The following is a 10,503-nucleotide window of genomic DNA, read 5'->3' as shown; positions in this document are numbered from 1 at the left end:
AATATTCACAGTATGAACAAAAAGAAAAGTCCGTCCCAAAAGAAAAAGAACTACTATTAACAATAACATGAAAACCGGACATTCTTGCTTTGCTAGAAACAGGACATTTTTGCCTTGCAATAACACTTGGCCTTGATTACCTTGACAAATTCTTTCTTTATGTTATATTAATTCTAATATTCATTCTCCTAAGCGGGAGTGAATATTTTTTATTTATAGGAAAATTAATGATGAAAGAACAAATCATACTCTTGCTGGCTGTTTTTCTGCCTTTGGCGGGCGCGTTTATCCTGCCATTAGCAGGCCGGATTTCTCCCCGCTTAAGGAATTCATTGGCCTTAGGGTTTGTTTTGACCTCATTTGCCTGCGTAGCGGCAATAATACCGTTGGTTTCATCCGGCAAAGAAATCTTAATAAGCAGCCGCTTTACCTCCGGGTTTAACTTTATTTTTCTTGCCGACGGCCTGGCTGTTTTTATGGCCTGCGTATCCTCATTCATCAGCGCCATAATCGTTCTTTATTCCTTTGATTACATAGAGCATTATGAGAACCGCAACGAATACTACTCTATGGTATCTCTTTTCCTAGGTTCAATGATGGGCCTGATTTTTTCCGCTGACCTGATCCTGCTTTATATATTCTGGGAGATGACTGCTATCGCCAGCTGGCGTTTAGTCGGCTTCTTCAGGGAAAAAACATATGTGTTACGGGCGGATAAGACTTTTCTGGTCACGGTTTCAGGCGCCCTGATTATGCTTATCGGTTTTATCAGTATCTATCAACAGGCAGGTTCTTTTGACCTTTTAATCCTCAGGCAGGCCTTAAAAGTAAATCCTCTTTCTCACCTGGCCGTATTTTTAATCCTCGTGGGTATCTTTTCTAAATCCGCGACTTTACCCTTTCATACCTGGCTGCCGGATGCCGGTGTTGCGCCTTCGCCGGTTACGGCCCTATTGCATGCTGCGGTGCTGGTGAAGATAGGGGTGTATGTCTTTGCCCGGCTTTTCTTAGCGACCTTTACCCTGGAGCAATTCTGGCATACGGCTGTGCCAATTATCGCTGCCACTAGCGCTATCGTTTCAGCCGGGGCAGCCCTGGTGGATACGGATTTAAAAAGAATCATTGCTTATTCTACTATTAGCCAGATAGGTTTTATCTTTTTCGGCCTGGCCATAGGGAATGAATTAGCTGTGACGGGAGCGCTTTTATATATCCTCATGCATGGCATAGCCAAGGCAGGGTTATTCCTCTGTGCGGGCATAGTGGAGCAGAATACCAAGACTAAAGATATTACGGCTATGGGCGGGCTCATTACCACTATGCCGGTAACCGCAATATCCTTTTTATTCTGCGCCTTCTCGGTGATGGGCATCCCGCCGTTCGGAGGGTTTTTTAGTAAATACATGATTTTTGCCGGCGCAGCGCAAACTGAACAGTTGTGGCTGGGAGGTATATTTTTAACCGGGGCATTCTTAACTATTATTTATCTTTTCCGGGTATTTTATCTGGTATTCCTCGGCCACCCGCAGATAAACACAGCAAAGGAAGCAGGCCGGGTGATGGTTTTTTCCGTGGCCATACTGGCTTTACTTTCATTTTTTGGCGGGATTCTCATAAATTATCCCGCAGCCTTGGTTAAAACAGCCGTTAGCCAGATGTCAGGAGTAGTGAAATGATAGATAGAATCCTGCTTTTACCCATAGTTATACCTTTATCAGGCGGGATTTTGGTTTTGGCCATCACTAAAAGATGGCGCGGTATCAAGGAAACGCTGGCATTGGTTGTAACGCTGGCCAATCTTTTTCTTGCGTTTATATTATTCCGTGCTAATTTAAATTATTTTTTGCCCTGGCTGGGTTTTGGGATAGATTTTTCACTTAAGATATATCATTTTAGCGCCTTTATCATTATCGCCAGCGCAGCCTTTGCCTTTCTGATTGCCTTATACTCCTGCGTATTCATGCGCGGCAAAGAGAATTTAAACCAGTTTTATTCCTACCTTTTAATCACCCTGGCTTTTACTAACGGCGCAGTGCTGGCGGATAACCTTGTCCTGATGCTTTTTTTCTGGGAAGGCCTGCTGTTGGCTCTTTTTGGAATGATTGCTATCGCAAGCAGGGCAGCATTCAAGACGGCAATTAAGGCATTTATTATTGTGGGCATTTGTGACTTGTGCATGATGCTGGGTATAGCCCTCACCGCGCATCTGTCCGGGACGCTGGCAATTTCAAAGATTAGCCTCCCCTTAAATACATTGGGTAGCCTTGCCTTTGTGCTCTTGATGATTGGCGCTATCTCTAAGGCAGGGGCAATGCCTTTTCACAGCTGGATACCTGATGCAGCCTTAGATGCGCCGCTTCCTTTTATGGCCTTCTTACCTGCGGCGCTGGAGAAACTTTTAGGGATATATTTTCTGGCACGCATATCTTTGGATATGTTCACACTCAACGCAGGTTCCTGGATAAGCCCGATGCTGATGGTGATAGGGTCTTTGACCATTATCCTGGCAGTGATGATGGCCCTGATACAGAAGGATTATAAAAAATTATTGTCTTACCATGCCATCAGCCAGGTGGGTTATATGATTTTAGGTATTGGCACTACTGTCTCAGCGGGGATTGTGGGCGGCTTATTCCACATGATTAACCACGCTATGTATAAAAGCTGTTTATTCCTGACCAGCGGCTCCGTAGCAAGAGAGACTGGTACAGCAAATTTAGAAAGACTGGGCGGGATAGGTAAAAAGATGCCCTTTACCTTTATTTGTTTTATCATTACCGCAGCCTCTATATCGGGTGTGCCGCCGTTTAACGGATTTTTTTCCAAGGAACTGGTATATGAGGCAGCTTTAGAGAGAGGCTGGATATTTTATATCGCTGCGGTAGGCGGTTCCTTCTTTACCGCCGCCTCTTTTTTGAAACTTGGCCACGCGGTATTTTTAGGTAAATTAAACGCAGAACACAAGAACGTTAAGGAAACGTCATTCTTTATGCTGGCCCCTATGGTTATTATTGCTTGTGGTTGCATACTTTTCGGGATATGGAATTACCTGCCGCTTGATAACTTGATTCAGCCTATCGCGGGAGAGAGGTTGAACGGCCATAGTTTTAGCGGCGCGCCTACCAACATAAAAATAGTCATCGTCACTTTAATAGTATTGATCGCCGCTTTCCTAAATCATCTCTTTGGCGTAAAAATGAAGGGGAGCGGGCTAAAAGCAGTAGACCATATCCGTTACGCGCCTATCTTAAAGGCGATTTATGACCGGGCAGAGAAAGGATATTTTGATCCTTATGAAATCGGGTTAAAGGCGGTTAAGCTAATCTCAAAAATAAGCTGGCGCATAGACAGGTGGATAGATTACATATATAGTAATTTTATCGTAGCTTTAGCCTATGCCTTGACTAACCGGGTAAGGAGCCTGCATAACGGTAATTATGCCAGATACCTGGCCTGGGCATTATCCGGTGTATTATTAGTAACACTATTTTTAATGTCTTCACCTTAATTCTATAAAGGAAAAAAGCAATGTCTCATGTGTTAATTGTAATACCTTTATTGAGCGTAATTATTTTAAATTTACCCTGCAGGCAGATGATGAAAAAAGCGGCTTTCTGGCTTGCTTTAGCGCTTTTCATCGGCCAGGCCGGCCTGGCTATTTTTGCTACGCCCGAGGCCTGGGGCCATAGCTTGAGCGTATTCGGCACCCACTTAAAGTTTGACCTGATGGTAGATAGCTTAAGCCGCGCGATGTTACTTTGTATAAGCATGGTTTTGTCTATATCGCTTCTCGTAGGCAGGTATGATATATCCGGCGAAGAACACAGGTTTAATTTTGTGAATCTCTTATTGATTATGTTGTCCGGCATGGACGGCGTGGTCATGACAACCGATATTTTTTCTCTGTTTGTCTTTATGGAGGTTACTACCGTTACTTCTCTTATTCTGGTAGCTCTTAAAAAGAATAACGAGGCCCTAGAGGCAGCCTTTAAGTATATGGTCCTTTCCGTAGTCGCTACTATCCTGATGTTTTCCGCGATTGCCCTGCTTTTGCTTGTTTCAGGCTCTACCAGTTTTTCCATAGTGCAGGCTGCGCTAGAGACATCTAAGCATAATTTTCTGATTATGTTTGCCATAGGCATATTTTTATGCGGGCTCTTCATAAAGGCAGGGCTTATGCCTTTTCATGCCTGGCTGCCGGATGCCCATTCTGCAGCGCCTGCGGCAGTATCCATACTTTTATCAGGCGTACAAATAAAAGTGCTGGGCGCCTATACCATTATCCGCCTGATTACTTCGATATTCGGTTATACCAGTTCCGTTACATATATACTTATGCTGGTCGGTACGATTTCGATTATCTTCGGCGCTCTGGGGGCGCTGGGACAGCGTGATTTTAAAAGAATGCTTGCTTACTCCAGTATCAGTAATATGGGTTATATCGTATTGGGCTTTGGCTGCGGCACAACCCTCGGTATGGCGGGAGCAGTATTCCATCTTTTTAATCACGCGGTTTTTAAATCGCTCTTGTTCTTGAACGCCGCAGCAGTAGAATCACAGACCGGAATAAGGGATATGAATAAAATGGGCGGCCTGGCTTCCCGCATGCCCTTGACCGGCATTACTTCGGTTCTAGCCAGCCTCTCCGGAGCAGGGATACCGCCGCTTGCCGGATTCTGGAGCAAGCTTATTATTATTTTGGCCCTCTGGATGGCAGGTTATCATGGCTATGCGCTGATAGCAATAGCAGGGAGTATCCTTACGCTGGCTTATTTTCTCTCCATGCAGAGGAGAGTCTTCTTCGGTAAATTAAACGAAGAGTTCGCCTATATAAAGGAAGCGGAGTTTGGCTTTTCTCTTGCGGCTGTCATCTTGGCAACGGTAATAGTGGGGGTGGGCCTGTGTTTTCCTTTGCTGTTGAATACTTTTCTTTTACCGATAGGTAATATTTTCGGGGGATAGCGTGGCAGTAAATACCTTTATTCTGATTACCTTGATTTTAGCCGGCCTCTGGACGGTGATGACCAGGAGCCTCTTACGTTCTGCCATCGGCCTGGCCCTGACCAGCGCAATATTGTCCATACTTATGTTCCGGCTTGATTCGCCCTTAGCAGGAGTCTTTGAACTTTCGGTCTGCACGGGTTTGATTTCGGTATTATTCATCAGCACTATTAGCCTCACTCACCCTTTGACCCACGAGGAGATACTTAAGCATATGAAAGAGCGGCTGGCCAGGTTTAAGTATCTGCCATTTTGCGTCGTAGCCGCAGGCATTGCCATAAGTTTTATCAAGATAAAAATAGACTGGAGTTTGCCCGCTGCTGCGGCAGAAAAAGATGCCCGGTTAATATTATGGAATTTAAGGCAGCTGGATCTATTAGGCCAGATTATAATCCTTCTGGCCGGAGTTTTCGGGGTGGTCATCTTATTTAAAGAGGTGAAAAAAAATGAGTAGCGAAATCCTGCGTTTATTCTGGTCTTTCGGTATTTTTATTATCATGCTTTCCATCATCGGTTTTTATTGCGTCTTTCTTACCTATAATCTTATCAGGGTATTGATTGGCCTTGAGCTTCTGATTAAAGCCGCAACTCTTCTCTTGATAGTCGTCGGATATATTAACGGGCATGAGGCATTGACCCAGAGTTTAGTGATCACGCTGATAGTCATAGAGGCGGTGGTGATGACGGTAGCGGTAGGCATAGTGCTGGGTATCCGCAGCCGTCATAATTCCCTGGACGTCAGGAATATCAGGGAAATAAAAGGTTAAGGTTAAATATGGTTAAATGGTTATTGAGCCCGCCGGTAGCTTTTCTGATAATTCTTCTAGTCTCCTGGTTACTCTCGCGTATCTTCTCCCGGATTTCCTTCCGTGCGGGTAAGGCAGCACCGGGCTCGGGTCAGCCTTATGCCTGCGGCGAGAAAAATTACGACCATATGACTCAGCCGGACTACAGCACTTTTTTCCCTTTTGCCTTTTTCTTTACCCTGGCGCACGTAACTACGCTGATTATTACCAGCGTACCCCGGGAGACCGTAGAGACGCTGGCGATAGCGGTAATCTATATCACGGGAGCAGTAATCGGCTTATTAATTTTATTGAGGGATTGATTGATGGGCATGGTTAAGAAGGCAGTCAACTGGGCGAGGATAAAATCTCCCTGGATACTCCATTTTAATACCGGCGCATGCAATGCCTGCGATATAGAAATTATTGCCGCCCTCACCCCGCGTTATGACTTGGAGCGTTTTGGGGTGCAGCTTAAAGGCACCCCCCGGCATGCGGATGTGCTCCTTTGTTCCGGGCCGGTAACAAAACAAATAGAGGAGAGGCTGGTAAGGATTTACGAACAAATGGCTGAACCTAAGTTTGTGGTGGCAGTAGGCGGCTGCGCTTGCAGCGGAGGGGTCTTTAAGGGCTGCTATAATGTAAAGGCAGGGATTAATTCTACTATTCCTGTCTCAGCCTATATACCCGGTTGCCCGGTCAGCCCCAAGGCGATCATCGACGGCGTAGTAAAATTACTGGCCAGCCTTGATGACGGTAATAAAAAATAAGGGAGGCGCTCAATGTCCAAGGAAGAAGATATCAGGGCGGACTTAACCAGTAAATTCAGTTATCTGGAAGGTAAGATTATCATCCCCAGGCCAAAGCGCATATTCCTTGAGCTTAGCCCGGATAACCTGGCGCCAGTCCTTTCTTATGCAGTAGAGAAATTAGAATTTCCGCATTTGTGCACTATTACCGGGCTGGATGAGCAGGATAAGTTAAGTTTTATTTATCACCTGGCGCAGGATAGGGGAATTCTCCTGAACATTAAAATCAGCGTATCCAGAGATAACCCTGTTTTAAAAACCATCACTCCTTATTTTCCCGGCGCAGAGATTTACGAAAGGGAGTTAGTAGATTTATTCGGCGCAAAGGTTGTGGGTTTGCCAGAAGGGAACCGTTATCCTTTAACGGATGATTGGCCGGCCGGGCAATTTCCTCTGCGTAAAGATTGGAAGCCGGATACGCAAGCGGATAAAAAGGAGAGTAACCATGCATAATTCCAATGAATTTAAAATTCCCCTTGGCCCGCAGCATCCTGCCCTGAAAGAGCCGGAGAGTTTCAGCGTTGCGTTGAAGGGCGAGAAGATTATGGGCGTGGATATCAGGCTGGGATACAACCATCGCGGAATAGAGAAGGCATGTGAAGAGAGGACATATATACAGGATATGTATCTTATTGAGCGTATCTGCGGCATATGTTCGCATTCGCACTCCACTTGTTTTATACAGGCGGTAGAGGAGATAGCCGGATTAGAGGTACCCAAGAGGGCCCTTTATATCCGCACCTTAATCGCAGAATTAGAGCGTATCCATAGCCACTTGCTCTGGCTGGGGGTAGCCGGGCATGAAATAGGTTTTGATACTTTATTGATGTACGCCTGGCGGGACAGGGAGATTGTGATGGATATGCTGGCGGAGTTGACCGGTAACCGCGTGAATTACGGCATAAATACCATCGGCGGGGTCAGGCGCAATATTACCCGCGAACAGGCAGAGAAGGTATTAGGCGGAATAAAGACCCTGGAGGAGAGGACAAAATATTATATCGAGGTGGCGACAGAAGAAGTCACTATCAGAAAGAGGCTATCGGGAGTAGGGGTATTATCCTATGAGGATGCGCTAAGGCTGGATGCGGTCGGGCCGACTGCCCGCGCCTCAAACGTAAACCGTGATGTCCGGCGCGATGACCATTATGCGGCATACGGCGATATCCGTTTTGAGGTGGTTACTGATATGCATAATGATGTATATGGCCGGACAATCGTCAGGGTAAAAGAATTGATGGAGTCTTACCAGATAATCCGTCAGGTCCTGCAGAAAATGCCTGATGGCCCTATCTCAATAAAGGCGCCCCGTCAGATTCCTGCCGGAGAGGCCTTAAGCCGTTACGAAGCCCCGCGCGGGGAGGATGTGCATTACGTTAAATCAAACGGTACGGAGAAACCCGAAAGGGTCAAGGTCAGGGCACCCACCCTGGCCAATATTCAGGCAGTCAAGCATATGCTCGCGGACCGTTATCTTGCGGATATGCCTATTGTGATAGCCGCGATAGACCCCTGTTTTTCCTGCACTGATAGGTTAGTTACAATTGAATATCCGAATAAGAGAAAGAATGAGGTTATCAGCTGGCAGGCACTGCATTCCTATAGTATAGAATGGCACCGCAGCCGCGGTATAGATTTCCGTGCATTAAATAAAAAGTTTTCAGAGAGGATAAAGGGATAATGATTCAAGCACTCTTTGCGATTCTAATATTTCCCGGATTATGTTTTCTGGTTCTTTTCGGCCTGGCCGCCGAGTTTATCGACAGAAAGCTGCATGCCAGGCTGCAAAACAGGGTTGGCCCGCCATGGTTTCAGACCTGCGCAGATTTCCTTAAGCTTTTAGGCAAAGAGGAATTAATCCCCTGCGAAGCTAATTCCCGGATGTTTTCTCTGGCGCCTTTATTCGCCCTGACTGCAGCGGTAACTGCGTTTTTTTATATCCCTCTCTGGAAAACAGAGCCATTATTTTCTTTTAGCGGGGATATTATAGTTATACTTTATCTTTTAACCCTGCCTACGCTGGCGTTTTTTATCGGCGGGTGGTATTCCACTTCTTTATTTGCCAGGGTCGGTTCTGTGCGGGCGATTACGCAATTATTTGCCTATGAAGTGCCGCTATTCATAGGGATATTGTCTGCGGCGCTGCTTTCGGATAGCTGGTCATTATCTGAAATGACTATTTTTTATAACCAGCACCCCTATTACCTATTGTTTAACCTGATCGGTTTTGTTGTGTCGTTAATTGCGCTATTGGGTAAATTGGAAAAAACGCCCTTTGACATCCCTGAAGCAGAAACGGAGATTGTGGCCGGTTGCCTTACGGAATACAGCGGTAAACTGCTGGCGTTTTTAAGGATGGCTTTAGATATAGAAATGGTAGTGGGTTCTGCGCTGTTGGCAGCGGTATTCCTGCCGTTTGGCTTAATGCTAAATCCCTTCTTGGGATTTACCGTATTTGTAATAAAAATATTTTTTATTATAGCCTTGCTTTCTTTACTCAGGACTATTTTTGCGCGCTTACGTATTGACCAGATGATTAATTTTTGCTGGAAGATTATGGTCCCGATTGCGCTCCTGCAGCTTCTAGCCAACCTGGTATTAAAGAGGATACTCTTATGATCAGGCCGGGGAAAATGCTCAAAGAGGTTTTAAACCATATTATGAAAAAGCCTGCTACTAATCTTTACCCGGCGCAGAAACTACAGATGCCTCCGGGTTTTCGCGGTAAACTTAAATTTTATCCTGAAAGGTGCATCGGCTGTAAATTATGCATGAGGGATTGCCCGACGCAGGCCATTACGATTAATAAGTTAGAGGATAACAAATTTGAAGCGGTTATAGAATTAGACAGGTGTATATATTGCGGTCAGTGCGTTGATTCCTGCCCTAAAAAGGCACTTGAATCCACAAAAGACGTAGAGTTAACGCAGTTAGATGCACATAAATTAAGGGTGGTTTTTCGTGCGCAGCCTGAAAACAACTCTAAAAAATAAACTGCAAGGCGCCGAAAGGGTCGCGGTATTGGGCGTAGGCTCGGATTTACGCGCAGACGATGCAGTGGGTTTACTTGTGGCCGGCGAACTAAAGAAAGCTTGCGTAGAATCGGATAATCGCGCGCGGCTTAAAGTTTTTTTGGGCAATACCGCGCCGGAGAACCTCACCGGAGAAATAAAAAAATTCTGCCCCACGCATATTATAATAGTGGATGCCGCTGACGGCCAAAAGGAGCCAGGCGCGGTTACCCTGATTGACCCGGGTGAGACTGGTGGCATTTCGTTCTGCACCCATCAGCTGCCGCCGAAAATAATAGCGGATTATCTGGTTAAATCTCTCCGCTGCAAAGTAATCATTATCGGTATCCAGCCAAAGGCGCTTGATTTCGGCGCTTCTCCTTCTAAAGAAGTAATAAAATCCGCGAAAGACATCGCGGCTATGATTAAGGGAATTATAAAAGGCGAAAACTAATAAATGAATCTGCCGCTTTTCTCGCTTATGAGGTAGCGGGTCCTGCCGCGTGAGCGCCTCTCGCCAAATTTGGCTCGAGGCATCTCCCGCGTCACCCGCTAAACACTAACGTTCGCTCGAAAACCGCCAGGTTCATTTATATATTAACAGGTTATTTTCAGCGGATAGCTTGGCTTGGTTTAGAGCAGTATTTGAAAGGGGACCCCGCGAGTGGGTGTGGGCGAGGAAAATTTGACGAGCACACACCCTAAAAGCAGGGGATAATTTAAAGTCCCTGCGAGAAAACAAGACAAGGCAGCCGGTAGAAATAAAGTTTCTGTAATCGCAATACAATAATGTCCGCTTTTAGCAAAGCAAAAATGTCCTGTTCCAAAGTTGCTATAATGATCCTTTCCAAAGGAGGATCATATGGCAGGAAAGGACATTATAATGGCTACGCAGGA

Annotated in this window: 12 protein-coding genes; all 12 read left to right on the top strand. The window is 45.7% G+C overall.

From position 1 onward, the window contains the following. Positions 1 to 227 precede the first annotated feature (227 nt). The 12 genes from PHV44_07390 to PHV44_07335 all read left to right on the top strand — a co-directional run bounded on the left by PHV44_07390 (position 228) and on the right by PHV44_07335 (position 10,060). Positions 228 to 1,676 carry an NADH-quinone oxidoreductase subunit L gene (locus PHV44_07390; protein MDD5593086.1) on the top strand — a complete coding sequence of 483 codons (1,449 nt, stop codon included), beginning with the start codon at positions 228 to 230 and terminating at the stop codon, positions 1,674 to 1,676. Then, positions 1,673 to 3,508, top strand: a complete 1,836-nt coding sequence (locus PHV44_07385; GenBank protein ID MDD5593085.1) for a proton-conducting transporter membrane subunit — start codon at positions 1,673 to 1,675, stop codon at positions 3,506 to 3,508. Before PHV44_07390 ends, PHV44_07385 begins: the two co-directional genes overlap by 4 nt. An 86-nt stretch (positions 3,509 to 3,594) precedes the next feature. After that, the gene (locus PHV44_07380; protein MDD5593084.1) at positions 3,595 to 4,962 is read left to right on the top strand and encodes a proton-conducting transporter membrane subunit; all 1,368 of its coding nucleotides are present in this window, start codon (positions 3,595 to 3,597) and stop codon (positions 4,960 to 4,962) included. A 1-nt stretch (position 4,963) separates the two neighbouring features. Further along, positions 4,964 to 5,455 (top strand): hypothetical protein, encoded by a 492-nt coding sequence (locus PHV44_07375; GenBank protein MDD5593083.1) that lies wholly within the window; start codon positions 4,964 to 4,966, stop codon positions 5,453 to 5,455. Continuing rightward, complete coding sequence (locus PHV44_07370) at positions 5,448 to 5,768, top strand: NADH-quinone oxidoreductase subunit K (protein MDD5593082.1); 321 nt, start codon at positions 5,448 to 5,450, stop codon at positions 5,766 to 5,768. The genes PHV44_07375 and PHV44_07370 overlap by 8 nt, the downstream gene beginning before the upstream one ends. Positions 5,769 to 5,776: 8 nt before the next feature. Next, on the top strand, positions 5,777 to 6,109 hold the full coding sequence (locus tag PHV44_07365; protein ID MDD5593081.1) for a hypothetical protein: 333 nt from the start codon (positions 5,777 to 5,779) through the stop codon (positions 6,107 to 6,109). Positions 6,110 to 6,112: 3 nt separating this feature from the next. Then, positions 6,113 to 6,556, top strand: coding sequence for an NADH-quinone oxidoreductase subunit B family protein (locus PHV44_07360; protein MDD5593080.1), 444 nt, complete (start codon positions 6,113 to 6,115; stop codon positions 6,554 to 6,556). Between the two features lie 12 nt (positions 6,557 to 6,568). Continuing rightward, on the top strand, positions 6,569 to 7,048 hold the full coding sequence (locus PHV44_07355) for an NADH-quinone oxidoreductase subunit C (protein ID MDD5593079.1): 480 nt from the start codon (positions 6,569 to 6,571) through the stop codon (positions 7,046 to 7,048). Then, positions 7,041 to 8,276 carry a nickel-dependent hydrogenase large subunit gene (locus tag PHV44_07350; protein ID MDD5593078.1) on the top strand — a complete coding sequence of 412 codons (1,236 nt, stop codon included), beginning with the start codon at positions 7,041 to 7,043 and terminating at the stop codon, positions 8,274 to 8,276. Before PHV44_07355 ends, PHV44_07350 begins: the two co-directional genes overlap by 8 nt. Then, complete coding sequence (locus PHV44_07345) at positions 8,276 to 9,214, top strand: NADH-quinone oxidoreductase subunit H (protein MDD5593077.1); 939 nt, start codon at positions 8,276 to 8,278, stop codon at positions 9,212 to 9,214. Before PHV44_07350 ends, PHV44_07345 begins: the two co-directional genes overlap by 1 nt. Before the next feature lie 14 nt (positions 9,215 to 9,228). After that, positions 9,229 to 9,588, top strand: a complete 360-nt coding sequence (locus PHV44_07340) for a 4Fe-4S binding protein (GenBank protein ID MDD5593076.1) — start codon at positions 9,229 to 9,231, stop codon at positions 9,586 to 9,588. Further along, on the top strand, positions 9,557 to 10,060 hold the full coding sequence (locus PHV44_07335) for a hydrogenase 3 maturation endopeptidase HyCI (protein ID MDD5593075.1): 504 nt from the start codon (positions 9,557 to 9,559) through the stop codon (positions 10,058 to 10,060). The genes PHV44_07340 and PHV44_07335 overlap by 32 nt, the downstream gene beginning before the upstream one ends. Positions 10,061 to 10,503: the final 443 nt, after the last annotated feature.

Source organism: Candidatus Omnitrophota bacterium (genome assembly GCA_028717245.1).
Lineage (GTDB): Bacteria > Omnitrophota > Gorgyraeia > Gygaellales > Profunditerraquicolaceae > JAGUYA01.
This window is presented reverse-complemented; position numbering and strand designations above follow the sequence as displayed.

Bases quoted from the DNA above. Each gene is read 5' to 3' on its own strand.
- PHV44_07355 (MDD5593079.1), top strand. From the start codon at position 6,569: ATGTCCAAGGAAGAAGATATCAGGGCGGACTTAACCAGTAAATTCAGT.
- PHV44_07360 (MDD5593080.1), top strand. From the start codon at position 6,113: ATGGGCATGGTTAAGAAGGCAGTCAACTGGGCGAGGATAAAATCTCCC.
- PHV44_07385 (MDD5593085.1), top strand. From the start codon at position 1,673: ATGATAGATAGAATCCTGCTTTTACCCATAGTTATACCTTTATCAGGC.
- PHV44_07370 (MDD5593082.1), top strand. From the start codon at position 5,448: ATGAGTAGCGAAATCCTGCGTTTATTCTGGTCTTTCGGTATTTTTATT.
- PHV44_07350 (MDD5593078.1), top strand. From the start codon at position 7,041: ATGCATAATTCCAATGAATTTAAAATTCCCCTTGGCCCGCAGCATCCT.
- PHV44_07365 (MDD5593081.1), top strand. From the start codon at position 5,777: ATGGTTAAATGGTTATTGAGCCCGCCGGTAGCTTTTCTGATAATTCTT.
- PHV44_07340 (MDD5593076.1), top strand. From the start codon at position 9,229: ATGCTCAAAGAGGTTTTAAACCATATTATGAAAAAGCCTGCTACTAAT.
- PHV44_07380 (MDD5593084.1), top strand. From the start codon at position 3,595: ATGATGAAAAAAGCGGCTTTCTGGCTTGCTTTAGCGCTTTTCATCGGC.
- PHV44_07390 (MDD5593086.1), top strand. From the start codon at position 228: ATGATGAAAGAACAAATCATACTCTTGCTGGCTGTTTTTCTGCCTTTG.
- PHV44_07345 (MDD5593077.1), top strand. From the start codon at position 8,276: ATGATTCAAGCACTCTTTGCGATTCTAATATTTCCCGGATTATGTTTT.